Origin of the sequence: Quadrisphaera granulorum (assembly GCF_003149145.1) — a bacterium.
Classification (GTDB): domain Bacteria; phylum Actinomycetota; class Actinomycetes; order Actinomycetales; family Quadrisphaeraceae; genus Quadrisphaera; species Quadrisphaera granulorum.
Map to the genome: position 1 here is coordinate 1 of NZ_QGDQ01000009.1, position 25,344 is coordinate 25,344.

A 25,344-nucleotide genomic window follows, 5' to 3' on the forward strand; every position below is an offset into this window, starting at 1 on the left:
GTCGGTTCTCACTGACATCGCGCGGTGACCGCTCAACTTGATCTTTGCGAGCCGTCGATGTGGACGGCCCGTTGATCATCGGGAGCGGCTCCGGGATTTACACCACTTCACGGGACGTGACTGCGGCCAGCGACCACCGGCAGTCCACGTTGCCGACCAGACTGGCCAGCGCTGCCACCTCGTCCGCCACTCGCTTCGCCGACCCGGTCAACCCTGCCGACCAGGCCCCCTCGCTGCAGGAAGCCCTCGCCGCCCTGCCCGACCCACGCCGCGCCCGAGGAGTACGCCACCAACTACTCGTCGTGCTGCTGCTGGCGTGCTGCGCGGTGCTCGCTCAGCACTCCTTCTACGTCGCCATCGCCGAATGGGTCAGCCACAGCGGACCGGCGGTCCTGGACGCGCTGGGGTGGAACGACGTTCACTCATGTCGGCGTCTGCCATGCGAGTCCACGATCTGCAGGCTCCTGAGCAGCATCGATGCCCCTGCCCTGGAAGCGGCCTTGTGCTCGTGGGCTGCCCGCCACCTGGCCGTCCGACGACGCGCCTTGACCCCACCCGGCTGCTGCTGCCCCGCGCCGAGGCGACCAGGGTGATCGCGCTGGACGGGAAGACCCGCCGCGGCTCGGCTGCCCGCGGCACCCCCGAAGCCGATGCGGCCGCCGCCGGCGGCGGCCGCATCCACCTGGTCGCCGCCCTGGTCGCCGCCCTGGTCGTCGAAGCCGGCGTCGTCCTCGGGCAGGCAGAGGGCGACATGAGTGAGGGCAAGGGCGGAGAGATCGCCACCGCACGTCACGTTCTGGAGAACTGCACGAACGTGGGCTGCTCGCGGGGGCGGTGGTGACGATGGATGCGCTGCACGCCCAGCGATCCCATGCCGACTACCTGCACGCCGCCGGAGCGGACTGGATCTTCACAGCGAAGGGCAACCAGCCCATCCTGCTGGCCCGATTGAAGGCGCTGAACTGGGCTGATGTCCCTGTTGGGGAGCGCATCCGCGAGGTCGGCCACGGCCGCCGCGAGACCCGGACGGTCTACGTGATGAGCATCGAGAACATCCTCGACCGCCCGGCTACGGCGTGGTGGAGTTCTTCCCCCAGGGCCAGTGCAAGGTCGCAATAACTGTGTGTGACCTGCACTGATGCGCCTCGGCGGGCCAGCCTCGGCCTGCCCTGCTGTGAGCCAGTGGGCAGCTCATGCGGCCAGTAACACGGCGAGGGCTTCCTCCTCGCGGCGGCACCATCGACGGGTCGTACGGGCGACGTTCGACCTGCCGAACAGCCGGGCCAACGAGATCACCGTGTTGCGGATCGCGGCCATCACCTGCGGTCCCGAACCCGTCCGCACCCGCGAGGCGTCCTCACCCAGAGTTACATCCCTCACGTGATGGACGCGGTTCTCGATCGTCCAGTGACCACGGATCCACGCCGCCAACGCCGCCGGTGTCGCCGTGGTGTGGTCCATCGAGGTGACGTAGTAGACCACCTCACGCACCTTGGTCTTCTTGGGCGTCGTGCTCTTGGGTGTCTTGCTGGTCTTGCACGCCTTGGAGGCGGCCTTGCCCTTGCCCTTCTTGGGTTTGCGGGCGGTGCGCGGACGCGGCACCGGGGTGTCGGCAAGGGTGGTACGGGTCCGGGTCATCTGCAGCATCTGCGTCGCGCCGGGGATCGCCTTGCGCAACTCGGCCAGCTGCTCCTCGGTGCAACCCAAGACCTTGATCGAGCGGGACTCCTTACGGGCATGGCCGCGTTCACGTCCACCGCCTGCCTGCCCGGGGGCCGGCGGGATCGCCACCCACGGCTGCTCAGCCAGCAGGTCATACAGCGTGGGGGTGTTCGCCTTCACCGCGAACACGTAGTGCGCGCCGTAGCCCAGGATCTGGGTGGCGGTGGCGCGCACGGTGTGCCGAGCGTCAGCGGTGATGACGCATCCGCGCAGGTCAACCGCTGCGGCGAGGTCTTCCAGTGCGGCCTGGGCGGCGGCGACCTCATCGCCGCCTTCGATGGCGCTCTGGGTGATGGTGATGCCGGAGTCCACGTGCAGGACTGACACGAACGCGGCCCGCACCGTGCGCGCCGCCTGCTCCTGCTCCTGGGCGGGCTCCTGGCTGGGCTGGTCATCAGCCGCGCCGACGGGCTGCTCGACGGGCTCGGGGTGGGCTGAACCCGTGGCGACCTTGCCGTCCAGGGCGAACGCATTGGTGGCCCACGCCATCTCGGTGGCTGTGCCCGGGCGGCGGCGCAGCTGTGCGGTGCGAGCTTGGGCGTGGGCCAGCATCCGCCGGGTCGCCCACCGCCGCAGCGCTGCTTCCAGCGCCGGGGCGCCGGCCGCGATCAGCACCCGGCGGATGGTGGAGCGGTGCGGCAACCCCCAGCGTGGGTGACACAGCCCGATGACGTCGATCAGCTTCTCGGCGGCGTCTTCAGCAGCGTCAGCGATGGCGGCGAACGACCTCGCTCCGCCCATGACGGCCCAGATCGCCAGAACCAGGATCGGTAACGCAACGCGGACGAAGCCCTTGGCGGCTGCGGCCGTCGATCTTCAAGGCGTCGGCGGCCAGCTCAGCTACGAGCAGGTGCGCGTCAGCGGCGCTGACCTCCTCCAGGGTGGGCAGGACGTCGGCGGGGAGAGCACTCAGGGCAGGCAGGACATGGGAAGATGGGAACGCGGACACGGGCCACCTCGGCAGGGTCACCGCATAGTCGCGAATACGGTGCGTGACCTGGGCGTTTGAACTGCGGGGATGCCGCTCGCAGAAGGGTCCGGACCCTGGGGTGAGGATGTGGGTGTCTAGACCAGTCCCACCAAGAGAGCCCGGACCCGCATGGCATCTTCCCCGACTGCCGCGGTGATCGACCACCCCACACCGGTCAGCACCGTCCACCACGTCGCCAACCACCATCTCGAGCACCCTGCCGGGCACGCTGCCGACCGTGTCGATCACGCCGTCGATCACGCCGTCGATGTACTGCCGGAGTCGCTGGCTGCGCTGGTCACCGACGCCCGCACCGAACCCGCGACCTCGGCGCACTCTTCGCTGCTGATGCAGCTCGAACGCGGCCCCGAGGACCTCACCGCTGTGCACGACGCCCTGGCCGCGCTCGGCAAAGCCGAGCTGAAAGCCTTGGCAGCAGCGTTGGGACGCGCCAACCGCGTCGCGGTGTCCTCCCTGGCCGCTGCCGCAGCCACCCTGGTCGACCCTCGTGACCCCCGAGGGGTGCGCCACCCCTTCATCTTGATCGTGGTGGTGACGGCGTGCGCGGTGCTGGCCGGCAAGAACAGGTGGGTCTCGATCGCTCGCTACGCCGCGGTGCGTGGCCCCGCCATCCGCGCCGCGCTGATCGCCGAAGGATGGATCCCCCCAGAACCCCAGGACGACCTCAGCGGCGGTGGTGTCGGTGGTGTCCGTCGTTCTCGCCGCAAGGGCAGCAAGGGCAAGGGCGGCAAGAACGTCACCGCCCCCCGGGGCGATGCCGAGCCAGGATGTGTTCGCCCGCACCATCGCCGACATCCCCGCCGGGGAGCTGGCGGGGATGCTGGCGACCTGGACCATCGCCTCCCTGGCCGCCGCCCGAGCTGTTGCTCTCGGCCTGAACGGCACCAGCGTTGGTGCCCCCACCAGCACAAACACCAGCACCAGCACCAGCAGTGGTACTGGCACGGGCGCTGGTACGCGGCCGTTCGTGCCGGTCAATGCCCGCCGGATGGTCATCAGCATGGACGGCCAGACCGCTCGGGGGTCGGGCACGCAGAACACCGGCCCGGACGGGCGGGTGCACATCGTCTCGGCCTACGAGCACGCCAGCGGCTTGACCCTGGGCCAGGTGGCCACCGGCGCCCACAACACCCACGCACACACTGCGACGAGCACGACGAGCACGGAGTCCAGCTCACAGCGGGAGGACCCGCAGGTCGACGCCGACGTGAGCACCGACGAGCACTCCCAGGTCGACCCTGCGGCCTGCACAGCTGCCTGCCGTGACGGCAGTGACCGTTCCGGCAAGGGCGGGGAGGTCGCCGCCGCCCGCGTGTTGATCGACGACCTCGCCGACCGGGCCTGATGAAGGGCACTGTCATCACCGGCGATGCCGGCTTCACCTGCCGTGACCTGGCCGGACACATCCTCGCCATCGGCTGGGAGTACCTGCTGCGGATCAAAGGCAACGCCGGCACCGTCCATGACCGCCTCAAGGCGCTGCCGTGGTCGGCCGTTCCTGAGGCAGCCAAAGTGATCAGCGTCGGGCATGGTCGGGCCGAGACCCGCACCATCCGCGTCATCGACCTGGCCGCTTCCCGCGACGCCGCCTACGCACGTCGGGGTGGGTTCTACCCCGGTGCGGTGCAGGCCGCCAAGATCGTGCGCCGGCGCAAGGTCAACGGCCGCTGGCAGGTCCGCACCGTCTACGTGATCACCTCGTTGGGGGCGGGGCAGGTGGACCCGGCGTTGCTGGCAACCTGGGTGCAAGATCATTGGGGTATCGAGGTGCGCCTGCATTGGATCAAGGACGTGACCTGGGGCCAGGACGCCTGCCGGGTGCGGCGGCGCAACGGCCCGGCGAACCTGGCCGCGTTCAACACCTTGGCGTTGAACGCCCATCGGTTGGCGGGGTGGACGAACATGGAAGCCGCCCAAGACGAGCATCAGCTGGTACCGACGCTGGCGTTGCACACCTTCGGGCTCCTGTCGGACCCCTTACCGGCCAGCTCATCAGCATGATCACGCGACTATGCGGCGACCCTGGAGGGTCGGGCCGTCTGTGGCTGAGCGGTCCACGAAGGCATCGAGGTGGGCTGCTGTTGCCTGCGCGGTGATCCCGGCCTGCCAGCGGCCGTCAACCGTGCTCGACGGCGGTGTGTCGCGCAGGATGACCACCCGCGGAGGCTCTCCGGTGAAAGGAGCCGGCAACGTCCGCAGCGGGGCTTGCGTCGAAGCAGATGAGGCCGCCCCCTGCGCCGTCGCCGGTGCCGGTGCCGAATGAACGGTGTTGGAGCCGCACGCTGTGGTGAGCAGGGCGGCGCTGGCCAGGAGGGCTCGCCGTGACATCACCGAACTGTGATGCGAATCACTGGGGCGTTTTGTGATCGCCATCGCTGACCTCCGCATGAGGGGGCATGACTCAGCTCAGATTCCGCCTTCTTTCCGGCGCCATCGCCATGATCGCACTGCTGCTCGCAGGAGCCCCTGCTGCCGGTGCCTACACGGTGCAGGGCACAGAGGATTGCCCTTCGAGTCGCCTCTGCCGCTGGCCGGAGTCAGGGTTCCAGGGGCGGATGCAGGTGGTCCCCTCCTCCTCCACGGTGATCAACGTCAGTGGCACCTACTCGTCGTTGTACGTGAACCGCTCGGGAGCAGTGAGGCTTCACTCCGGCAGCAACGGCACCGGTTCGGCCGTGTGCATCCGCCCTGGCCGGGCCGTCAGCTCCCTCAGCGGCTGGCGGGCCAGCCCCGGCTCGATCACGCTGCTCTCGAGCGGTTGCTGACGTTCCATGGTGCTGACCATCGAACCCTTACGCCGGATCATCTCTGGGGGCGGCGGTCGGACTCCGTACGCTGCGGTCCGGACAGGCCCGCCATCGGGCGCAGTTATGAGGTGCCGGGGTGGGTATCGGTGCAGGAGGCGCAGTTCGATGCCCTCCACCGGACCATGGCCGACGAGGTCTACCGCTTCGCCGCTCGCCGTACCAGTCACGCCACGGCTGAGGAGGTGACGGCCGAGGTGTTCATGGCGCTGTGGACCGGCCGCCACAAGATCCCTGAGCCACCCGATGAGCAGCGGGCGTGGGTGTTCGGGGTGGCTCGCCGCCAGTTGCTGCGGGCACAGGCCGCAGAGGAGCGCCATCGCACCATCGGGGCAAGGGTGCGTGCCGCGCTGGGGGTCGGGGCGCCGGTCGTCGAGGAGGACGTGGCGCTCGACGTCCTGGAGACCCACGCCGCGCGGCGGCTGTGGGACCAACTGCCGGTACGAGACCAGGAGGTGTTGGCGTTGACCGCATGGGAGGGACTCACTCCGGCCCAGGTAGCGGCGGTGCTCGGCGTGAGCATCACGGCGGTCACCACTCGCCTGCATCGCGCTCGTAGGCACCTGGCGGACCTGCAGCAGTCCCCGCATGAGGACACCGCGGGAGACAGGTCATGAACCGCCGCCGGCTGCGACGCGCGTTCGGTGAAGCGTCAGCCGATCAGCGACGTGCCGCCGACGAGGCAGCGGCTCAGGCGCGCGCGGACCTCGCCGCCGGCGGCTTCGCCGCGAACGTCTCGCCTGATCCGGCGCTGGAAGCGCAGGCTCGTGCCGTCAGCTTCGACGCAGTCATGAGGCTTCGGCAAGCCGAGGCCGAGGGCAAGGCCACCAGCGCCCGTTCCGCAGCGCTCAGTTCCGCAGCGCCCCGCTCGGTGCTGCGGCGACCGGTGCTGCTGACCGGACTGGTCGCCGCAACAGTGGTGGTGGCGGTCGTGGTCAGCGCCGTCTTGCCCGGGGGTACACCGTCCGCAGCGGCAGGCACGCCGCCGCTCCTGACCTTCTCCCAGGTGTCGGTCTCCACCGACCTCGACGATGTCGAACCCGCCCGCGCGGAGCTGCTCACCCTGGCCTCGCGCGCCGCGGCACAGCCCGCGGTGGACGGCAGCCGCGGGTACGTACTGACCCGCTCGGAATGGGCGTTGTCCTCCTCGGCCGACGCCTCGGACCCTCGGGCCGCTGTGGTGCCCTTCGAGACCACCATCACCGTCACCCCGGATGGCGCGGCCGTCCGAGTCGACCACCGGGGAACTCCGCTGACCCCTGACGGGCGCGGCATCGCGGGCTCTAGCGCACCTCCGGGCGGGCCTGCTCTCCAGACTGACCGGTTTCCCCCCGGCTACCTCGACCTCCAGCTGCCGGCGTCATTACCGAGGGACCCGACGGCGTTGCGAGGGGACCTCGTGCAGAGGGGCGACTGCCTCGCCGCGTCGGCGCAAGGGGCCGCCGCGTCCGGCGGCGATGATGGCGAGGACGCTGTATGCCTGGTGAAGGCCGTCACGTCCCTGTACTCCTACCAGCTGCTGCCTCCGGATCTCCAGGCTGCGCTGTGGCAGGTCCTGGCTGCCGAGCCCGGACTGAAGCTCGCAGGAACGGGCACTGACCGCGCGGGGCGCCCGTGTGTCGCCGTCGTCCTGGACACCTCCCAGGGCGGCCGCACCGAACGGTGGGTGCTCATGGCAGACCCCGCCACCGGTGCCTTCCTCGGCATGGACCAGATGCTGACAGCGGGCTCCGAGGGAGGGGTCCCGGCGCCCGTCGTCCTCGACTTCACCGTCGAGCGCGGCGCGCGCTCCTTCTGACGGTTGCCCACGGACCCCGGCGGCGCAGCTCAGCCGGCGCCGGGGGCGGGGTGAGAGGTCGACGACGGCGGCAGCAGCGGCCGCGTTCGCGCCAGCAGGCCCGTGAGTACCAGCGCCACCAGCGCCGCCGCCCCTGCGAGCAGCACCACCGCGGACCACCCTCCGGCGGACCACGCGACCCCGCCGCCGGTGCCTCCCAGCGACGAGCCGACGTAGTAGGCGAACAGGTACGTGGACGCCGCCTGCGCCGTCGCCCGGCCACCGGCCCCGGCGCGCGCGGCCACCCAGCCGCTGGCCACGCCGTGCGCGGCGAAGAACCCGGCGGTGAACACCGCCATCCCCACGATCACGGCCCACAGTGGCGCCGCCACCGTGATGGCGAGCCCGACACCCATGACCACCACCGAGACGGGGACGACGACGCGCCGGCCGAGTGCATCAGCCAGCCGCCCGCCCTGCGCCGACGTGTACGACCCGAGCGCGTAGACCGTGAAGACAAGCCCCGCGACGGCCGGGCCCAGCGAGTACGGCGGAGCCTCGAGGCGGAACCCGATGGCGTTCCACACCGCCACGAAGGAGCCCATGAGCGTCAGCGACAGCCCGTACAGCGCGAGCAGCGCCGGGTCGGTGACCACTCCGCGGGTGCGGTGCGCGAGCGCCCGCAGGCCCGCGGGCGCTGGGGTGAACCGCCGCGAGCGCGGCAGCAGCCACCACACGAGCGCCGCGCACACCAGTCCGAGGACGGCGACGCCGCCCTGCGCGGCCTTCCACCCTCCGAGCTCGGCGAGCCCGGAGGAGACCAGCCGGCCGAGCATCCCCCCGATGGCGTTGCCGCCGACGTACAGCCCGGTCGCGCGGCCCGCGGCCAGCGGGTGCACCTCCTCTCGGAGGTAGGCGACGGCGACGGCGGGCAGCCCGGCCAGCGCGAGTCCTTGGACGGCGCGCAGCGCGACCAACCAGTCCCACGTTGGCGCGAGCACCGCGACCAGCCCGAGCACGCTGGCCAGGACGAGGGAGCTGTGCACGAGGCGTGTGCGCCCGAAGCGTTCCGAGACAGGCCCCGCGACCAGGAGCCCGACCGCCAGCGCCGCCGTGGTGGCCGAGACCGCCAGGGTGGCGGCCGCCGGTGTCTGGGAGAAGTCCGACGCCAGCAGCGGCAGCAGTGGCTGCGGCGCGTAGAGCAGCGCGAACACCGCGACCCCGGCGAGGAACAACGCCCACGAGGCCCGCCGCAACCCGGAGGAGCCGGGCAGGTAGCCCTCGTCCGCTCCGGGGCTGCCACCGGAGTCGGCTCCGGGATCGGGAGGGATCACGGGCACCAACGCTAAGGACCCATCGTGCGCGACCCGCAAACCGGCCCCAGGATGGTTCGGTAACCCAACCGTTCGTGACGGAACCCGACCCTCGACCACGGAGGAGACCCGTGCCCACCATCGTGCACGCCCGCAGCACCGCCGGACCCGGCGAGCCGTTCCAGGCGGCCACCATCGAGCGCCGTGACCTGGGCCCTAAGGACGTCCTCATCGACATCGCCTACGCCGGCATCTGCCACTCCGACATCCACACCGCTCGCGGCGAGTGGGGCAAGACGCTGTACCCGCTGACCCCCGGGCACGAGATCGCTGGCGTCGTCGCCGAGGTCGGCTCCGAGGTCACCCAGCACGCTGTCGGTGACCGCGTCGGCGTCGGCTGCATGGTCGACTCCTGCCGCGAGTGCTCCGAGTGCCAGGCCGGCCGCGAGCAGAACTGCCAGAACGGCAATGTCGGTACGTACAACGCCATCGGCAAGGACGGGCGCCCCACCGAAGGTGGCTACAGCGAGAAGATCGTCGTCGACGAAGACTTCGTGCTGCGCATCCCCGAGGGCATCGACCTCGACGTCGCCGCGCCTCTGCTGTGCGCCGGCATCACGCTGTACTCGCCGCTGAGTTACTGGAAGGCCGGGCCCGGCAAGCAGGTCGCCATCGTCGGCATGGGCGGCCTCGGCCACATGGGCGTGAAGATCGCCCACGCGATGGGCGCCGAGGTGACCGTGCTGTCGCAGTCACTCAAGAAGCAGGAGGACGGCCTGCGCCTCGGCGCTGACCACTACGTCGCCACCGGTGACGAGGGTGCGCTGGAGTCCCTCAAGGGCACCTTCGACCTCATCATCACGACGATCTCCGCCGACGTCGACATCAAGCCCTACATCGCCGCGCTCAAGCCCGAGGGCGTGCTGTGCACCGTGGGCCTGCCGAGCAAGCCGTTCCAGGTGCCGGCCGGAGCGCTGATCATGGGCCGCAAGAGCCTGGCCGGCTCCAACATCGGCTCGATCGCGGAGACCCAGGAGATGCTCGACTTCTGCGCCGAGCACCACATCGGCGCCGAGGTCGAGGTCATCACCGGTGACCAGATCGACGAGGCGTGGGACCGCGTCGTGAACTCCGACGTGCGCTACCGCTTCGTCATCGACACCGCGACGCTGGCGCCCTCCGCCTGACAGCTGCTCCGGAGGTCCATGGTCACCGTGATCATGGACCTCCGGAGCACGTTCACTTCCCCGTGATCATGGGCTTCCGGAGCACCTTCAGGGACGGAGCAGCTCCTCTTCCAGCTGCAGCACTTCGAGGTCGCGACCGACGCCGGCGACGGCGGTGACCCGGCCATCGGCGTCGCGGTAGCGGATCACGGCGTCGCCGTCAGTCAGGGAGCCGTCCACCTCCGCGGAGCCGTCAGAGAGGTCCGGCACGTCTCCGGCCAGGCGGTACTGGCGGCTGAACTGCTTGGTCCAGAAGAACGCCGGCTCCGCCAGACCGCCCTCCTCGCCGCGACCGAGGATGTCCAGCGCAGCCGCCGCCCCCTGCCGCTGCGCCTGCGCCCAGTGCTCCACCCGACGACGACGGCCCGTGGTGGCGTCCGGCCAGGCGGCGATATCACCCGCGGCCCAGACACCCGGCGCCGAGGTGCGCCCGCACGCGTCGACGAGCACGCCCCCGCCGTCGTCGTCGCCGGCCATCGCGAGATCCGCGCTCTTGGCGAGGTCGAGTCGCGGCGTCACCCCCACCCCGACCACCAGCAGGTCCGCGCGGCCCTCGGCCGGCGCCCGCGAGCCGTCCTCGAGCTCCAGCACCCCGTCGTTCCAGCGGGCAGCGCGCCCGGTGACGAACGCGACTCCCTCCGACTCGTGCGCGGCGCGGACGGCACGGCCGACGTCCTCGCCCATCTGCCGCGCCAACGGCACCGGCGACGTCGCCACGACGGTGACCTCCACGCCCTTCTCGCGCAGCACCGCCGCGGCCTCCAGACCGATGAAGCCGGCGCCGAGCACCACGGCCCTGCGCTGGGTACCGGGCGACTCGGGGGAGTCACCGACGACGGCGAGCAGCGCATCGGCGTCGTCGAGGGTGCGCAGCACGTGGACGTCGTCACGGGTGAAGCCCGGCAGCGGCGGGCGCACCGGCTCCGAGCCGGGCGCCAGCACCAGCGCGTCGTAGCCCATGACCGTGGGCGCCCCGTCGGGCCCGCGCACCGTGAGGCGCTTCTGGGCCTTGTCGAGCACCGTGGCCTCGCTGGCCAGGCGCAGCTCGACGCCGTGCTCGGCGTACCAGTCGGTGCCCAGCAGCGGCAGCGCGTCCTTCGGCTTGGCGCCCGCGAGGTAGAACTTGCTCAGCTGCGTCCGGTCGATGGGTGGGTGCGGCTCCGCGGAGACGAGCACCAGCTCGCCGTCGTAGCCCTCGCGGCGCAGCCGTTCCACCGCCGCGAATCCCGCGGCGCCACCTCCGACGACGACGACGCGGTGCAGCGCCCCTTCGCGCGGCGCGACCGCGGCGTCCGGGCCGGGCGCCGGCTCCTCCGCGGGGCCGATGACGCGGACGACGGCGTCGTCGCCGTCCCCGCTCACCTCCACGGAGTACCGCGTCAGCGGCGCGTACGCCGGAGCCAGCAGTGCCTCACCCGAGCGCAGGTCGAAGCACGCGTGGTGGAACGGGCAGCGCACGAGGTTCCCTGTGCGCAAGCCCTTCGCCAGCGGCGCACCGACGTGCGTGCACGTCGCGGAGACCGCGGAGACGCGCACTGGGCCGTCGCGGGCGTCGTCGTCGACGAAGCGGGTCAGCAGCACCTGCTCGGCATCGTCACCCGTGCCCAGGGTGCCGGCGAGCACGCCGTCGAGGGGGAGGTCGCGCAGTGGGACGCCGCGCGTGAGGTCGGGGGTCGTGTCGGTGTCTTCAGCCACGGCGACCCCCTACCCGGGCAGTCCCCACTTCACGCACCCACCCCTCCTCGACGATCAAGGACGTTGTGCACGGTCACCGTGCACAACGTCCTTGATCGTCGAGGAGGGGGCGGTCAGGCGCGGATCTGGCGCCGGCTGGAGATGACGCCGGTGTCGAAGCCCGCCAGGTGCAGCCCGCCGTGGAAGCGCGCGTGCTCGATCTTCACGCAGCGATCCATGACCACGGACAGTCCCGCAGCCTCGGCGCGACGGGCGACGTCCTCGTGCCAGGAGCCCAGCTGGAGCCACAGCACCGACGGCGAGGTGCTGCCCCCCTTCGCGTCCCGGAGAGCGAGTACCTCGTCGAGCACCGACGGCAGGTCGTCGTGCCTGCGGAACACATCCACGACGTCCGGCACCACCGGCAGCGCGTCGAGGCTCGGGTACACGGGGTGCCCGAGGATCTCCTTCGCGCGCGGGTTGATGAAGTAGACGTCGTAGGGGGAGCTGGAGAGCAGGTACGTCGACACGAAGAAGCTCGCGCGCGCCTGGTTCTCCGAGGCGCCCACGATGGCGATGCTCTTCGCCGCACGCAGCAGCACGAGGCGCTCGGGGGCGGTCGGGCCCACCCAGGTGCGGGTGGTGTCCACGGTCAGGGTCATCGCCTTAGCCCTCCTTCACAGCGGCGGTCAGGGCCTGGTCGAGGTCCCAGAGGATGTCGTCGAGGTCCTCGAGCCCGACAGAGATGCGGACCAGCTCCGGCTTCACGCCGCCGGCTTCGAGCTGCTCGGCGCTCAGCTGCTGGTGCGTCGTCGACGCGGGGTGGATGACGAGGGTGCGGGTGTCGCCGACGTTCGCCAAGTGCGAGGCGAGCTGCACCGCCTCGATGAAGCGGCGTCCAGCCTCGCGGTCACCGGCCACCCCGAAGGAGAACACCGACGACGGCCCCAGCGGCAGGTACTTCTTGGCCCGCTCGAAGTGCACGTGCGAGGGCAGCCCGGCCCAGTTCACCCAAGCCACGCGCGGGTCCCGGTCGAGCCACTCGGCCACGCCGCGGGCGTTGCGTAGGTGCTCCTCCATGCGGGGAGCGAGCGTCTCGACGCCCTGCAGCAGCTGGAACGCCGACTGCGCGCTCAGCGTGGGCCCGGTGTCGCGCAGCTGCTCCGAGCGCAGCTTGGTGAGGAAGCCGTACTCGCCGAAGTTCTGCCACCAGCGGATGCCGTTGTAGCTGGGCACCGGCTCGGTCATCTGCGGGAAGCGACCGCTGCCCCAGTCGAAGCGACCGCTCTCGACGACGACGCCGCCCAGCGTGGTGCCGTGCCCGCCGAGGAACTTCGTGGCGGAGTGGATGACGATGTCGGCGCCGTGCTCGATGGGCCGCACGAGGTAGGGCGGGGTGAGCGTGGAGTCGACCACGAGCGGCACACCCGCGGCGTGCGCCGCCGCGGCCAGACCGGCGAGGTCGGCGACCTGGCCGGAGGGGTTGGCCACCACCTCGGTGTAGACGGCCTTGGTGTTGTCCTTGATGGCGGCGGCGTAGTCGGCCGGGTCGGTGCCCGCTACGAACGTCGTGTCGATGCCGAAGCGGCGCAGCGTCACGTCGAGCAGCGTCACCGTGCCGCCGTACAGCTGCGAGCTCGCGACGATGTGGTCGCCCGCGCCGGCCAGCGCCGCGAGCGTGATGAACTCCGCGCTCATCCCGGACGCGGTGGCCACGGCGCCGATGCCGCCCTCCAGGGAGGCGATGCGCTCCTCGAACGCCGCCACCGTCGGGTTGGCCAAGCGGGAGTAGATGTTCCCGTACTTCTGCAGGCTGAAGAGGTTCGCGGCGTCGGCGGTGTCCTCGAACACGAACGACGTCGTCTGGTAGATCGGGACGGCGCGGGCGCCGGTCGCCGAGTCGGGGGTGCCGCCGGCGTGCAGCGAGCGGGTGCGGAAGCCCCACGTGCGCTCGCCGCTGGGCCGCTGGGCGAGCGGGTCCGGGGAGACCGCGCCGGGAACGGCCTGTGGGGTGGCTTGCTGGCCGGCGGTCTCCGGGTCGACGGCGGCGCCGCCGGGGGTGTCCTGGCTCATGCGTCCATCCTCTCTCTGACTGTCGTGGGGCCTGTCTGTCCACTCCCTTGACGACGATCAAGCGCTCCAGCGCCACCCCGCCAGGCCCGCAGCCTGTGGGCGTGACGCTCACGTGCTTGATCGTCGCGGAGGGGGTGGGGGTCAGGGGGCGGAGCGGGCGCGGCGGGCGGCGATGCCGTCGCGGACGGCGTCCACGGCGCGCTCGTCGGACAGCGACGTCGTGTCGCCCGGCGCCCTGCCCTCGAGCAGGTCGCCGAGGATGCGCCGCATGATCTTGCCGCTGCGGGTCTTGGGCAGGTCGCGCACCACCACGACGTGCTTGGGCTTGGCCACCGGCCCGATGACGGTGGCCACCTGGGCGCGCAGCGCCGCCTCCAACGCGGGGTGCGCGTCGTCGTCGTCGAGCACCACCCGGCGGGACGGGATGACGAAGGCCGCCACCGCCTGGCCGGTCAGCTCGTCGCTGATGCCCACCACGCCGGCCTCGGCGACGTCGGGGTGCGCCACCAGCGCCGACTCCACCTCGGTGGTCGACAGTCGGTGCCCGGAGACGTTGACGACGTCGTCGAGGCGGCCCAGCAGCCACAGGTACCGGTCGGCGTCGTAGCGGGCGCCGTCACCGGCGGCGTAGTAGCCCTGCACGGCGAACTGGCGCCAGTACGCGTTGCGGTACCGCTCGGGGTCGCCCCAGACCGTGCGGGCCATGCCCGGCCACGGCTTCCGCACCACCAGCCAGCCGCCCTGCCCGGGCTCGACCTCACGGCCGGTGTCATCGACGACGGCGGCGTCCAGGCCCGGCAGCGGCCGCGTGGCCGAGCCCGGCTTGAGCGTGGTCGCACCCGGCAGGGGAGCGACCACCGTGGCGCCGGTCTCGGACTGCCACCACGTGTCGACGACGGGCGCGGTGCCCCCGCCGACGTGCTCGCGGAACCACATCCACACCTCGGGGTTGATGGGCTCCCCGACGCTGCCCAGCAGCTTCAGCGAGGACAGGTCGTAGCGGGCGGGCACGTCGTCGCCCCACGTCATGCATGCCCGGATCAGTGTCGGCGCGGTGTAGTACGTCGTCGCGCGGTACTTCTCGATGATCTCGAAGTGCCGGCCCGGGGCCGGGAAGTCGGGCACGCCCTCGTACATGACCTGCGTGACCCCGTTGAGCAGCGGCCCGTAGATGGCGAAGGAGTGGGCCGTCACCCAGGCGAGGTCGGCGGTGCACCAATGGACGTCGGTCTCGGGGTGGGCGTCGAAGTGCGCCCAGTGCGCGTACCGCGCGTGCGTGAGGTAGCCGCCCGTGGTGTGCAGCAGCCCCTTGGGCTTACCGGTCGAGCCGGAGGTGTAGATGATGAAGAGCGGGTGCTCCGCGGGGAAGGCGACGGCCTCGTGGACGGGCTCGGCCACCTCGACGGTCTCGTGCCACCACACGTCGCGGCCCTCGGCCCAGGGGATGGGCTCCCCGGCGTAGGCCTCCTCGCCCGTGCGGCGCACGACGAGTACGTGCTCGACGTGGTCGAGCCCAGCGACGGCCTCGTCGACGGCGGCCTTCACCGGCACCGCCTTGCCGCGGCGGAACTGCCCGTCGGTGGCGACGACGACCTTCGCCGTCGTGTCCGCCACCCGGAACCGCAGCGCCTCCGCGGAGAAGCCGCCGAACACCAGCGAGTGCACCGCCCCGATGCGCGCGCACGCCAGCACCGTGACGAGCGTCTCAGGGATGACCGGCAGGTACAGCACCACGCGGTCACCCGGCTCCACCCCCAGCGCCGTCAGCGCGTTGGCGGCGCGGCTGACCTCGGCGAGCAGGTCGGCGTAGGTGATGGTGCGGGTGTCGCCGCGCTCACCCTCGAAGTGCGTGGCCGCCCGGTCTCCGAGGCCCGCGGCGACGTGCCGGTCGAGGCAGTTCACGGCGGCGTTGAGGGTGCCCCCGTCGAACCACCGCGCCGACGGCACGGACAGCTCCGCCAGAGGGTCGGCGGGGTCGGCGCCATCCCCGAACTGCGGCGGTGACCACTGGAGCACCGTGTGCCACGGCGTCTCCCAGTCCAGGTGTGCCGCCTGCTCCGCCCAAAAGCCCTCCGGGTCGTCCTCACCGCGCTGCCGCCAGGCCTCCGCCGTGGCAGCGTCGAGGTTGGCCACCTCGGCGACGGCTGCCGGCGCGGGGAACGTGCGCTCCTCGGCGAGCAGGGTGGTCAGCGTGGCGCTCGCGGGCTGCGGCATGGGGCGGATCCTCCGGGCAGGGATGCGGGTGACGGGCGACAGTGGGGTGTGAGCGGTGGCGTGGAGAGTCTGGCGATCGTGCTGCTCGTCGCAGCCACCGCGCTGCACCTGGGCTTCCAGCTGGTGGTGACGCTGCTGGTCTACCCGGTGCTGCTGGCGGACGGCACCGAGCAGGACGACGACGGCGACGGGCGGGGCGAGGGCCGCTGGCGCCGCGCGCACGATCTCCATCGGAGGCGGATCACGCCCGTGGTCGGCCTCGTGTACGGCCCGCTGGCGATCGCCTGCGCGTGGGTGCTGCTGGTCGGAGCGCCGACAGGGTGGCGGGGCGTGGCAGCACTGCTGGCCGTGGCGGCGGTCGTCGTCGTCGTCCTCATCACGGCGACGACAGCAGGCCCGGCCCACGGGCAGCTTGCCAGCAGGGGTCGGTCCGAGGCGCTGGTGCGCCGGCTGCGGCGCGCCGACGCTGCTCGGCTGGCGGGCGCTGCCGTCGCGGCGGTAGCAGCCCTGCTCGCAGCGGTGTGACGCCTCACGCCCACCGCCGCAGCGCCCAGCGCTCGAACAGCCCGACCACCGCGTCGCTGAGCTTGCCGAGCACTGCGAGGGTGATGATGGCCAGGAAGATCCTGTCGGTGCGGCCGTTGTTGACGCTCTCGGTGAGCAGGTAGCCCAGGCCGATGGACGAGGCCAGCAGCTCCGCTGCCACCAGGAACAGCCAGGACTGCGCCAGCGCCAGCCGCAGTCCCGCGATGACGGCCGGGACGGCGGCGGGCAGCTGCACCTGGGTGAGCAGCGCGATTCCGCGCAGACCGTAGGCGCGGCCGGCCTCCACGAGCCCGGCGTCGACGTGGCGCAGCGCCGACGCCGTGGTGGTGAACACGGGGAAGAACGCCCCGATGGCTACGAGCGTCAGTTTGGGTGGCTCACCCAAGCCGATCCACAGGAGGAGCAGCGGCACCCACGCCAGTGACGGCACCGCGCGCAGCGCGCCGATGGTCGAGCCGAGCAGGGCGTCGGCCCAGCGGGAGAGCCCGACCAGCGAGCCCACCGCGAGGCCCGCGGCGGCGCCCAGGGCGAAGCCCACGAAGACGCGCTGCGCGGAGATGGCGATGTGCTGCTGCAGCAGCCCGCGCTCCCACAGGTCGCCCGCCGCGCGCACCACGGCGGCGGGGGAGGGCAGCTGCGAGGCGGGGTAGTTGCCCGTGCTCGTGGCCAGCTGCCACGCGCCGAGGAGCACCAGCGGCAGCAGCGCCCCCCACCACGGGGAGAGCCGCTTGCGCGTGCCTGGTTCACCACTCGCAGCGGGGCGACGCGGGCCGAACCCCGCTCTCAGCCCCCGCGGTGAGGACGGCTCGTCCGAGCCACCGAGGCCTTGAGCCTGCGCGCTGCGACCGCTCAGCGGGACAGCGTCGGCGCTCACGACGGGTCGGCCTTCTGCGCGTAGGTCGGCTCGAAGAGGCTCCCGAGGGCCTTGTCCACCGTGGCCTGGTCGGGCACGTCACCGTTGGCCACGAAGAGGGGGCCGATCTTCTCCAGCACCGCTTGCTGCGTGGCGCCGGGAACGGGGGAGATGTCGAGCTTGGTGCGTCCCAGCGTGGTGGTGGCCACCTGCGGGTCGATGCCGGCGACCTCGGCGAGCAGCGCGGTAGCGGCGTCGAGGTTGGCAGGTACCCACGCACGGGCCTTCTCGTAGGCGTTCACCACGGCCTGAGCGAGGTCGGGGTGCTCGGCGAGGAAGTCCTCGCGGGCGTTGAGCACGCCGTAGGAGTTGAAGTCGATGTTCTGGTAGATGATCTTTGCGCCGCTCTCGGCCTGCGCAGCGGCCATGATCGGGTCGAGTCCGGCCCAGGCGTCGACGTTGCCGGCATCGAGCGCGGAGCGGCCGTCGGCGTGCTGAAGGTTCTCCAGCGTCACGTCCGACGTGGTCAGCCCGGCCGTCTCGAGAGCCTGCACGAGGAAGAAGTACGGGTCGGTGCCGGTGGTCGCGGCCACGCGCTTGCCGCGCAGCGCTGCGACGTCGGTGAGCGGAGAGTCCTTGCCGACCACCACGCCGGACCAGTTCGGCTGGCTGAAGACATCGACGACCTTGATGGGCGAGCCGTTGGAACGCGCCAGCAGGGCAGCAGCCCCGGCGGTGGAGCCGATCTGGATGTTGCCGTTGCGGAGGAACTCGTTGGCCTTGTTCGAGCCTGCTGACTGCACCCACTCCACCGTGACGCCCTGGCCGCCGAGCTCGGTCTCGAGCCACTTCTGGTCCCTGATGACCAGGCTGAGCGGGTTGTAGGTGGCGAAGTCGAGGGTCAGCGTGCGGGCGGCCTGACCTGCCGAGGAGGCGCCGCCGGTCGCGGCGGGAGCAGCCCCGGAGGCGTCCTCGCCCTGCGCGCAGGCGGCCAGTCCAGCCGCGCCGAGGGGAGCAAGGGCGAGCAGGCCGAGCAGGGACCGGCGTGAGGGCTGGCTGGGCAGGACGTGGCTGGGCACGGTGGAACTCCAAGGGGGTCGGCGCAGGGCGTCGGCACTGGGCGTCGGCGCGGTGGGTGATGCGGGTGCGAGGTCGGTGCGCCGTCAGGCGCGAGGCACACCGAGTAGCTCGAGCAGCTCGGCGCGCAAGGAAGCCAGGTGTGCGTCGCCACGGTCGCGCGGGTGCGCCAGCTCGACCTCGGTGGTGCGCAGCACGCCCGCGCCCTGCTCGGGGGGAGCGCCGGTGGGGCGCCCCAGGACGACGACGCGGTCGGCCAGGTGCAGCGCCTCGTCGACGTCGTGCGTGACGAGCAGCACCGTGGTGGGCGTGGCTGCCAGCACGTCGAGCAGGAGGTCCTGCATGGTCAGCCGGGTCAGCGCGTCGAGCGCAGCGAACGGCTCGTCGAGCACGAGGACACCGGGACGGCGCGCCAGCGCCCGTGCCAGCGCCGCACGCTGCGCCATGCCCCCGGACACGCTGCGGGGGCGGTGGTCGGCGAAGCGGGCCAGGCCGACGACGTCGAGGAGGGCGGCCACGCGCTCTCGGCCCTCGGCCTTCGGGGTACCCGGCGGCAGGCCCAGGGCCGTGTTGCCGGCCAGCGTGCGCCACGGCAGGAGACGGGGCTCCTGGAAGGCGACGGCGCAGCGCGGGTCGTGGTCGCGCACGGGGGCGCCGTCGAGCAGCACGCTGCCCGTGCTCGGTGCGTCGAGGCCGGCGACGGCCCGCAGCAGCGTCGACTTGCCGCAGCCCGACGGCCCGAGCAGCGCCACCACCTCGCCGGCGGCGACGTCGAGGTCGACGTCAGCGAGGACGACGTGGTCGCCGAAGGTGCGGCCCACACCCTGCAGCTGGACCGCCACGGGGGAACCTGCGCCGCGCGGCGCGGCGGCGGAGCCGGCGCGGGACGCGGGTGCGCTGACAGCGCTGGACACGAGAGCCTCCATCGGTCCTGGCGGTAGCACCGGCCCGCGCTGGAGTGCGCGGGTGGTTGCTGCGGCGTCGCTGAGCCAGGTCTCTCGGCCGCTCGGGATGGTCGGCGTCCATCTTACGGGCCGGTCAGCTGTGCCTGCCCGCGCTGACCGCGCGGACGATGGGGCGGATCACCGTGCAGATCACCGTGCAGATCACCGGGCGCGTGACCGCGTTGTGGTCCGCCGGTGACAGTTGGGCCTCCGCTCGGGGGAGGGCAGTGCCCCGGGCGGCCCCCTGTGTCGCCCGACCGGAGTGCTCCGCGGTGGACAGCCCCCTCGCCGAGAGGACAACCTCCCGGACGTGGACACCGCGACGGAGCAACTCATCGCCTCTCTCGAGGCGCTGTTGCACGCCGCCAGTCTCGACGGCCCGACCACACAGGTCGTTCCGCTGGAGGACTGGGCTGCTGAGCAGGCATGATGCTTCGATGGCAGGGGGCGGGGCGCGGCGTGCGCGAGGCGATCTCGAGCGCGAGGTGCTCGCGGCCCTGACCGCCGCGGGAGCCCCGTCGACGCCGGCCGAGGTGCGCGAGCGGATCAGCGCCGACCTCGCCTACACCACGGTGATGACCACGCTGGTGCGTCTGCACGAGAAGGGCCTCCTCGCGCGTGAGCGCGACGGGCGCGCCCACCGCTACTGGGTGGCCGACGCCGCCGAGGTGGCCGCGGCGCGCATGCGGCAGGCGCTCGAGGCCAGCGACCGGCGCGACGCCGTCCTGGCCCGCTTCGTCGGTGACCTGCCCCCCGAAGACGTGCCGGTGCTGGAACGGCTGCTGCGCGACGCCGAACGCCGCGGCTGAGGGCGGGCGGTCGGCGTGCTCTACGCGATGCAGGCGCCCCTGGTGGCGAGCCTCCTGCTGACCCTCGTCGCGCGCGCCGTGGCCCACCGCTGCCCGCCGAGGGCGGCGGTCATGGTGCTCGTCGCGTGCGCCGTCGGGTGCGCCGTGACCACAGCGCTGGTCCTGGCCCTGCACCTGCTCGTGCTGGTCGCGCAGCAGCCTTCCGTCGCCGCGGCCCTCGGCTACGACCCCGCGCGCTTCGCCCACCACGTTCCGGTGCCCTGGCAGGCGTCCCTGCTGGCCGTGGCGCTGCTCGCGGTCGCCGTGGTGCGGGTGCGACTGCTGCGCCGTCGGCGCAACCGGGCCCTGCGCGCCGCTGACGACCTGTGCTCCCGGCTGGGCGGGCAGGTCGGCGGGGTCGTCGTCGTCGATGACGGCGCGGAGGCGTTCGCCCTGCCGACGCGCGGCGGACGGGTCGTCGTCTCACGGGCGCTGCTCGAGGCGCTTCCCGCTGGCGAACAGGCGGCGCTGCTGGCCCACGAGCGGGCCCACCTGCGTGACCACCACGACCTGCTCCGCGCAGCCACCGCATGGGCGGCCGCGATCGACCTGCTGCTGCTCGGGGTGCCCGCCGCGGTGCGGTACGCCAGCGAGCGGTGGGCCGACGAGTCCGCCGCGGCCGAGCTCGGCGGTGATCGGCCGCTCGTGGCGCGTGCAGTGGCCCGCGCCGGCCTGGCGCGCACTGCGCTGCAGGAGCGACCCGCCTGGGCGAGCGTCGCGCTCGCAGGTGGTGAGGGCGACGTCGTACGGAGGGTGCGGGCGCTGCTGGCGCACCGCCCCGGCCGCGGGCGGCCCCTGCTGGGGCTGGGGGCGGTGTGCCTGGCCCTGCTCCTCGCGGCCGGGGGGCACGCGGTGGAGGACACCGCGGAGGTGTTGCAGCACGTACGCAGCGGCGGCCAGGACACCGAGCACGGGCTGGCGTCCGTGGAGCTCGCCCACCAGGTGGGCCACCGAGCTCTCGAGGAGCTGGTGCCGTCGAGGGGCTGACGGTCGCTCACGGCGAGTTACCGCCATTACCCGTTCGGCAGAGCGCCGTAGATGCTCTATCTCCGATCTCCTACTACGTTCTCAGTAGTAGGAGATCGGAGGATGCGTGGTCCACCACGTCCCCGCCCGCTCGGCGGCCACCTCACCGGCCGTTCAGTCGGCGCCCACGCGCAGCGGCTTCCGCCCGGACGTCGAGGGCCTGCGCGCCGTCGCCCTGGGTCTGGTCCTGCTCTTCCACGCCGGAGTCCCGGGATCAGGGGGCGGCCGCCTCGGCGTCGACGTCTTCTTCGTCATCTCCGGCTTCCTCATCACCGGGCTGCTGGTGCGCGAGGTCGAGCGCACCGGCCGCCTCGACCTCGCGGGGTTCTACGCCCGGCGTGCCCGCAGGATCCTGCCGGCGGCCGTCGTCGTCCTCCTCGCCACCCTGACGACGACGGCGGCCCTCGCGCCCGCCCAGCTCGCCACCACCGGGCGCGACGGCCTGGCCGCGGCCCTGCAGCTGGCCAACTGGCGCTCGGCCCTGGCCGACCCGATGGACCTGCACCCCGACGCCGCCGCCAGCCCGCTGCTGCACTACTGGTCGCTGGCGGTGGAGGAGCAGTTCTACCTGCTCTGGCCGCCGCTGGTGCTCCTGGCGCTCGCCGCCGCTCGGCGCCGTGGCAGGTCATCTGACGGGCCGGGTGGCACCTCGATACGGCGGGCGCTCGCGGTGGCCGCAGGCGCCGTCGCCGTCGTGTCGCTGGCCTGCTCGGTGCTGCTCACCCCGGTCCTGCCGACCCTCGCCTACCTGGGCACGCCCACGCGCGCCTGGCAGCTGGCGGCCGGCGCCCTGCTCGCGCTGGCCGTGCCCCGGCTGCAGTGGTGGAGCACCGGTACGTCGCAGAGGCGGCACCTGCGGCGGTGGGCGCCCGCCGTCAGCTGGGCCGCACTCGCCGTGGTGCTCACCAGCTCGCTCTGGACGGACGACGTCCCCTACCCCGGCTGGGCGGCCCTCGTGCCCACCCTGGGCACGGTCGCGCTCATCGCGGCGGGCATCCCGGGGCTGACGGGCGCTTCGGGTCAGGGTGACGACGGCGTGGGTGCCCGACCAGTGGGCGCTGCTCGCCTGTTGTCCGCCCGGCCCGTGCGCTGGGCGGGGCGGGCCTCGTACTCCTGGTACCTGTGGCACGTGCCCGTGGTCTTCGCCGGGGAGGCCCTCGGCGTCTCGGGCTGGCCCGCGCTGCTCGCCCTGGAGCTGCTCGTGGCCGGGCCCCTGGCCGCGCTCACGCTCGTCGTCGTCGAGCAGCCGTTCCGCACGTCTCCGCGCTTCGCAGGCGCACGGCGAGGGCTCGTCCTGGGCGCTGTCGCCACGGCTCTCGGGGTCGCGGCCTCGGTGCTCGCCATCGCCGCCTCATGAGGCCGGGTCCGCTGGGTCACTGCCTGTCCACTCGTCTCGGAAGGGTGAGATCGCAGGGTGGGCTCCCGCGCGGCGCCGCGGTGGAGCAGACTCCCGCCACGTGAACCACCCGAACCCCCACCCGGCGCCTGACTCTGCTGTGCAGCCGGGCGGCGCGTCCCAGTGGCAGATCGCGACCCTCGGCACGGCGCGACTCGACTCGCCGCTGAAGCCGCTCATCGAGGCCCGGGAGCGCAGCGAGAACTACGTCGACGAGAGCGACCTCGTCCTCGTCGACGACGTCCTCTCCACCGCCTGTGAGCGCGGGGTGCCCGTCGAGCAGCTGCCCGGGCTCGAGCCGGGCGGACCGCGCCGCAAGATCTTCTTTGACCCTTCCAAGCTGCGGGCCGCCATCGTCACGTGTGGCGGCCTGTGCCCGGGCCTCAACAACGTCGTGCGCGGCGTCGTCGACGAACTGTGGTGGCAGTACGGCGTGCGCCGTATCCACGGGATCCGCAACGGCTACGAGGGGTTCATCGCCTCCTACGGGCACGAGGTGCTCGACCTGACCCCCGCCTCCGTGCGCGGCATCGACGAGCAGGGCGGCACGGTGCTCGGCACCTCCCGCGGCCAGCAAGACCCAGAGGAAGTGGTCGACTGCCTGGAGCGCCTCGGCATCGGCGTGCTCTTCGTGGTGGGTGGCGACGGGTCGATGCGCGGAGCCCTGCGGATCGCGAGCGTCGTCGCCGAGCGGGGCTTGAAGATCAGCGTGGTCGGCATCCCCAAGACCATCGACAACGACATTCCCTTCATCGACCACAGCTTCGGCTTCCAGACCGCGTTCGCGCGCGCTGCCGAGACCATCCGGTCGGTGGTGGTCGAGGCCCGCTCCACGCCGCACGGCGTGGGCCTGGTCAAGCTCATGGGGCGTCACTCGGGGTTCATCGCCGCGTACGCCGCACTCGCCCGCAACGACGCCGACTTCGTGCTCGTCCCCGAGGTGCCGTTCGGGCTCGACGACGACGCCGACGGCAGGCCGGGGCTGCTCTCGCTCGTGCAGCAGCGGGTGGCGGAGCGCGGCAACGCCATCGTCGTCGTGGCCGAGGGCGCCGGTCAGGACCTCGTGCCCGGCGAAGGCGTCGACGCCTCCGGCAACGCCGTCCTCGGTGACGTGGGGCGCTACCTGCGGCGGCGCCTCCTCGACTCCTTCGCCGAGGCGGGACGCCCGGTGAACCTGCGCTACGTCGACCCGAGCTACGCCATCCGCAGCGTGCCCGCCAACGGCTACGACGCCGTGTTCTGCCTGCGCCTCGCCCACGCCGCGGTGCACGCGGCCATGGCCGGCCGTACCGCGATGGTGGTGGGTCGCTGGCACGGCAGGTTCGTGCACGTGCCGACCGAGCTGGCGATCAGCCGCCGCAATGTCGTCGACCCCCACGGCGACCTGTGGCTGTCCGTGCTGGAGGCCACCGGGCAGCCCCCGCGCATCGGCTGAGCTCCGCCGCTCGGGTCTGCGGCGTTCGGGTCTGCGGCGTTCGGGTCTCAGGCGCCCGCCGGGAAGAGGCCGCCGGGGTCGAAGGCGGCCTTGAGGCGCCGGTACAGCGCGGTCTGCGCGCTGCCGCGCTGCAGTTCCAGGTAGGGCAGCTTCGCCAGGCCCACGCCGTGCTCGCCGGTGATGGTGCCGCCCAGCTCGAGCGCCGTCCGGTACACCTCGCCCCAGGTGGCCCGGGCGGCGTCCGCGGCGCCGTCGTCGGACGGGTCGTAGCAGAGGACGGGGTGCAGGTTGCCGTCGCCGGCGTGACCGAACACGGCGACGTCCAGGCCGCGGCCTCGCGTGGCCTCGCCGATGCGGTGCACGGCCTGCGCCAGGTGCGGGCGGGGCACGCCGACGTCGCCCAGGTCGGCCACGGGCGCCAGCCGCTGCAGCGCCGGGAGGGCGCAGCGGCGCGCCGCGAGCAGGTCCTCCGCCTGGGCTGCGCCCTCGGCGACGACGACGTCGCGACCACCGCCGGCCGCGCACACCTGCGCGATCTGCTCCAGCGACCGCTGGACGGCGCTCGCGTCGCCGTCGTCCCCGAAGATCAGCAGCGCCCCGGCCGTGGTGTCCAGACCCAGGTGGGCGGCGTCCTCGACGGCCGTGATCGAGCGGTGGTCGAGGAACTCCAGCGTCGCCGGGACCACGCCCGCGGCGAGCACGGCGGTCACGGCGCGGCTGGCGGCCTCGAGGTCGTCGAAGACCGCCACGCCCGTGCTCGAGGTCTGCGGCACCGGCTGCAGCGCCACGATGAGCTCGGTGATGACGCCGAGTGTGCCCTCCGAGCCCACGAGCAGCCGCGTGAGGTCGTAGCCGGCGACGTCCTTGCGCAGCCGACCGCCGGTCCTGATGACCTCGCCGTCGGCGAGGACCACCTCCAGCCCGAGCACGGCCTCGCGGGTGGTGCCGTGCTTGAGGCCTCGCAGTCCGCCCGCGCTCGTCGCGGCCGAGCCGCCGAGCGTGGCCCACGCCGAGCTTGCCGGGTCGGGGGCGTAGCGCAGGCCGTGCTCGTCGGCGGCGGCGTCGAGATCGGTGAGGACGACGCCCGGCTGGGCGACCGCCAGCAGCTCCGGCCGGCTCACCTCCAGCACGCGGGCCATCCTGCGCGTGGAGAGCACGACCCCGCCGCGGCTGGGCACCGCAGCGCCCGCCAGGCCCGACCCGGCGCCGCGCACGGTGACCGGAGCGTCCAGTGCCGCTGTGGTCCGCACGACGGCGACCACCTCGGCGGTGCTGGAGGGCTCGACGACGACGTCGGGGCGCGCCGCGTGCAGCGGAGCGGTGTCGCGGCCGGCCGCGGTCAGGGCGGCGTCGTCGACGAGGACGGCGTCGGCCGGGAGGACCTCGACCAGGGCGGCGACGAGCCTGTCAGCGCTGACGTGCACC

General features: G+C 72.7%; 24 protein-coding genes, 1 pseudogene and 1 riboswitch. Of the genes and pseudogenes, 15 read left to right on the forward strand and 10 right to left on the reverse strand.

All coding sequences use genetic code 11. The features are described from left to right. Positions 1 to 116 precede the first annotated feature (116 nt). From BXY45_RS24825 to BXY45_RS08625, 3 genes are read left to right on the forward strand one after another with little or no spacing between them, the layout of a single operon-like run. Positions 117 to 593 (forward strand): transposase family protein, encoded by a 477-nt coding sequence (locus BXY45_RS24825; RefSeq protein ID WP_170131396.1) that lies wholly within the window; start codon positions 117 to 119, stop codon positions 591 to 593. Further along, the gene (locus BXY45_RS08620) at positions 590 to 841 is read left to right on the forward strand and encodes a hypothetical protein (RefSeq protein ID WP_109773938.1); all 252 of its coding nucleotides are present in this window, start codon (positions 590 to 592) and stop codon (positions 839 to 841) included. The genes BXY45_RS24825 and BXY45_RS08620 overlap by 4 nt, the downstream gene beginning before the upstream one ends. Next, complete coding sequence (locus BXY45_RS08625) at positions 838 to 1,119, forward strand: hypothetical protein (protein ID WP_146211140.1); 282 nt, start codon at positions 838 to 840, stop codon at positions 1,117 to 1,119. The genes BXY45_RS08620 and BXY45_RS08625 overlap by 4 nt, the downstream gene beginning before the upstream one ends. Before the next feature lie 72 nt (positions 1,120 to 1,191). Here the strand turns inward: BXY45_RS08625 and BXY45_RS08630 are convergent, their stop codons facing one another. After that, entirely contained in the window at positions 1,192 to 2,463 is a 1,272-nt protein-coding gene (locus BXY45_RS08630; RefSeq protein ID WP_109773940.1) for a transposase, read from the reverse strand. Positions 2,464 to 3,040: 577 nt separating this feature from the next. On the opposite strand from BXY45_RS08630, the pseudogene BXY45_RS24830 reads away from it, so the two are divergent. The 6 genes and pseudogenes from BXY45_RS24830 to BXY45_RS08660 form a co-directional block, all read left to right on the forward strand. Next, positions 3,041 to 3,298 (forward strand): annotated as a pseudogene (locus tag BXY45_RS24830) (transposase family protein); the annotation flags it as partial. 184 nt (positions 3,299 to 3,482) lie between these two features. Next, positions 3,483 to 4,058 (forward strand): hypothetical protein, encoded by a 576-nt coding sequence (locus BXY45_RS24170; protein ID WP_245961705.1) that lies wholly within the window; start codon positions 3,483 to 3,485, stop codon positions 4,056 to 4,058. Continuing rightward, on the forward strand, positions 4,058 to 4,714 hold the full coding sequence (locus BXY45_RS08645; RefSeq protein ID WP_109773943.1) for an ISAs1 family transposase: 657 nt from the start codon (positions 4,058 to 4,060) through the stop codon (positions 4,712 to 4,714). The genes BXY45_RS24170 and BXY45_RS08645 overlap by 1 nt, the downstream gene beginning before the upstream one ends. Positions 4,715 to 5,109: 395 nt before the next feature. Continuing rightward, positions 5,110 to 5,478, forward strand: coding sequence for a peptidase inhibitor family I36 protein (locus tag BXY45_RS08650; RefSeq protein WP_109773944.1), 369 nt, complete (start codon positions 5,110 to 5,112; stop codon positions 5,476 to 5,478). Positions 5,479 to 5,588: 110 nt separating this feature from the next. Further along, positions 5,589 to 6,134: an RNA polymerase sigma factor gene (locus BXY45_RS08655; RefSeq protein ID WP_146211141.1), complete on the forward strand. Its 546-nt coding sequence runs from the start codon at positions 5,589 to 5,591 to the stop codon at positions 6,132 to 6,134. After that, on the forward strand, positions 6,131 to 7,315 hold the full coding sequence (locus tag BXY45_RS08660; protein WP_109773946.1) for a CU044_5270 family protein: 1,185 nt from the start codon (positions 6,131 to 6,133) through the stop codon (positions 7,313 to 7,315). Before BXY45_RS08655 ends, BXY45_RS08660 begins: the two co-directional genes overlap by 4 nt. A 29-nt stretch (positions 7,316 to 7,344) precedes the next feature. Here the strand turns inward: BXY45_RS08660 and BXY45_RS08665 are convergent, their stop codons facing one another. Beyond that, positions 7,345 to 8,628 carry an MFS transporter gene (locus BXY45_RS08665; RefSeq protein ID WP_211319377.1) on the reverse strand — a complete coding sequence of 428 codons (1,284 nt, stop codon included), beginning with the start codon at positions 8,626 to 8,628 and terminating at the stop codon, positions 7,345 to 7,347. 110 nt (positions 8,629 to 8,738) lie between these two features. On the opposite strand from BXY45_RS08665, the gene BXY45_RS08670 reads away from it, so the two are divergent. Beyond that, positions 8,739 to 9,794, forward strand: a complete 1,056-nt coding sequence (locus BXY45_RS08670) for an NAD(P)-dependent alcohol dehydrogenase (protein WP_281270567.1) — start codon at positions 8,739 to 8,741, stop codon at positions 9,792 to 9,794. Positions 9,795 to 9,881: 87 nt separating this feature from the next. Here BXY45_RS08670 and BXY45_RS08675 read toward each other — a convergent pair whose 3' ends face one another. The 4 genes from BXY45_RS08675 to acs form a co-directional block, all read right to left on the reverse strand. Then, entirely contained in the window at positions 9,882 to 11,528 is a 1,647-nt protein-coding gene (locus BXY45_RS08675) for an FAD-dependent oxidoreductase (protein ID WP_109773947.1), read from the reverse strand. A gap of 113 nt (positions 11,529 to 11,641) precedes the next feature. Further along, on the reverse strand, positions 11,642 to 12,169 hold the full coding sequence (locus BXY45_RS08680) for a CoA-binding protein (RefSeq protein ID WP_172601933.1): 528 nt from the start codon (positions 12,167 to 12,169) through the stop codon (positions 11,642 to 11,644). 4 nt (positions 12,170 to 12,173) lie between these two features. Continuing rightward, a complete protein-coding gene (locus BXY45_RS08685; protein ID WP_109773948.1) occupies positions 12,174 to 13,580 on the reverse strand; it encodes an O-acetylhomoserine aminocarboxypropyltransferase/cysteine synthase family protein in 1,407 nt (468 codons plus the stop codon). A 141-nt stretch (positions 13,581 to 13,721) separates the two neighbouring features. Continuing rightward, a complete protein-coding gene (acs, locus tag BXY45_RS08690) occupies positions 13,722 to 15,794 on the reverse strand; it encodes an acetate--CoA ligase (protein WP_109773949.1) in 2,073 nt (690 codons plus the stop codon). A 78-nt stretch (positions 15,795 to 15,872) separates the two neighbouring features. Here acs and BXY45_RS08695 point away from each other — a divergent pair, with 78 nt between their 5' ends. Then, positions 15,873 to 16,319, forward strand: coding sequence for a hypothetical protein (locus tag BXY45_RS08695; RefSeq protein WP_211319378.1), 447 nt, complete (start codon positions 15,873 to 15,875; stop codon positions 16,317 to 16,319). A 4-nt stretch (positions 16,320 to 16,323) separates the two neighbouring features. Here the strand turns inward: BXY45_RS08695 and BXY45_RS08700 are convergent, their stop codons facing one another. From BXY45_RS08700 to BXY45_RS08710, 3 genes are all read right to left on the reverse strand, one after another. Continuing rightward, positions 16,324 to 17,214: an ABC transporter permease gene (locus BXY45_RS08700; protein WP_109773950.1), complete on the reverse strand. Its 891-nt coding sequence runs from the start codon at positions 17,212 to 17,214 to the stop codon at positions 16,324 to 16,326. Continuing rightward, a complete protein-coding gene (locus BXY45_RS08705) occupies positions 17,211 to 18,272 on the reverse strand; it encodes an aliphatic sulfonate ABC transporter substrate-binding protein (RefSeq protein ID WP_245961706.1) in 1,062 nt (353 codons plus the stop codon). The genes BXY45_RS08700 and BXY45_RS08705 overlap by 4 nt, the downstream gene beginning before the upstream one ends. Positions 18,273 to 18,356: 84 nt before the next feature. Beyond that, positions 18,357 to 19,196: an ABC transporter ATP-binding protein gene (locus BXY45_RS08710; protein ID WP_109773951.1), complete on the reverse strand. Its 840-nt coding sequence runs from the start codon at positions 19,194 to 19,196 to the stop codon at positions 18,357 to 18,359. Beyond that, a riboswitch (SAM riboswitch) is annotated at positions 19,190 to 19,288 on the reverse strand. It overlaps the preceding gene by 7 nt. Positions 19,289 to 19,651: 363 nt before the next feature. Here BXY45_RS08710 and BXY45_RS08720 point away from each other — a divergent pair. The 4 genes from BXY45_RS08720 (at position 19,652) to BXY45_RS08735 (ending at position 23,919) form a co-directional block, all read left to right on the forward strand. Continuing rightward, complete coding sequence (locus BXY45_RS08720) at positions 19,652 to 20,023, forward strand: BlaI/MecI/CopY family transcriptional regulator (RefSeq protein WP_109773953.1); 372 nt, start codon at positions 19,652 to 19,654, stop codon at positions 20,021 to 20,023. 15 nt (positions 20,024 to 20,038) lie between these two features. After that, complete coding sequence (locus tag BXY45_RS08725; protein ID WP_109773954.1) at positions 20,039 to 21,049, forward strand: M48 family metalloprotease; 1,011 nt, start codon at positions 20,039 to 20,041, stop codon at positions 21,047 to 21,049. 106 nt (positions 21,050 to 21,155) lie between these two features. Further along, the gene (locus tag BXY45_RS08730; RefSeq protein WP_170131397.1) at positions 21,156 to 22,445 is read left to right on the forward strand and encodes an acyltransferase family protein; all 1,290 of its coding nucleotides are present in this window, start codon (positions 21,156 to 21,158) and stop codon (positions 22,443 to 22,445) included. A gap of 100 nt (positions 22,446 to 22,545) precedes the next feature. Further along, positions 22,546 to 23,919 (forward strand): ATP-dependent 6-phosphofructokinase, encoded by a 1,374-nt coding sequence (locus tag BXY45_RS08735; RefSeq protein WP_245961708.1) that lies wholly within the window; start codon positions 22,546 to 22,548, stop codon positions 23,917 to 23,919. A 47-nt stretch (positions 23,920 to 23,966) separates the two neighbouring features. Here the strand turns inward: BXY45_RS08735 and BXY45_RS08740 are convergent, their stop codons facing one another. Beyond that, complete coding sequence (locus BXY45_RS08740; RefSeq protein WP_109773956.1) at positions 23,967 to 25,343, reverse strand: FAD-binding oxidoreductase; 1,377 nt, start codon at positions 25,341 to 25,343, stop codon at positions 23,967 to 23,969. Position 25,344: the final 1 nt, after the last annotated feature.

Excerpts from the sequence above, each read along its gene's own strand:
- BXY45_RS08630 (WP_109773940.1), bottom strand. The coding sequence starts at position 2,463 with ATGGGCGGAGCGAGGTCGTTCGCCGCCATCGCTGACGCTGCTGAAGAC.
- BXY45_RS08645 (WP_109773943.1), top strand. The coding sequence starts at position 4,058 with ATGAAGGGCACTGTCATCACCGGCGATGCCGGCTTCACCTGCCGTGAC.
- BXY45_RS08650 (WP_109773944.1), top strand. The coding sequence starts at position 5,110 with ATGACTCAGCTCAGATTCCGCCTTCTTTCCGGCGCCATCGCCATGATC.
- BXY45_RS08660 (WP_109773946.1), top strand. The coding sequence starts at position 6,131 with ATGAACCGCCGCCGGCTGCGACGCGCGTTCGGTGAAGCGTCAGCCGAT.
- BXY45_RS08680 (WP_172601933.1), bottom strand. The coding sequence starts at position 12,169 with ATGACCCTGACCGTGGACACCACCCGCACCTGGGTGGGCCCGACCGCC.
- BXY45_RS08685 (WP_109773948.1), bottom strand. The coding sequence starts at position 13,580 with ATGAGCCAGGACACCCCCGGCGGCGCCGCCGTCGACCCGGAGACCGCC.
- acs (WP_109773949.1), bottom strand. The coding sequence starts at position 15,794 with ATGCCGCAGCCCGCGAGCGCCACGCTGACCACCCTGCTCGCCGAGGAG.
- BXY45_RS08710 (WP_109773951.1), bottom strand. The coding sequence starts at position 19,196 with ATGGAGGCTCTCGTGTCCAGCGCTGTCAGCGCACCCGCGTCCCGCGCC.
- BXY45_RS08720 (WP_109773953.1), top strand. The coding sequence starts at position 19,652 with ATGGCAGGGGGCGGGGCGCGGCGTGCGCGAGGCGATCTCGAGCGCGAG.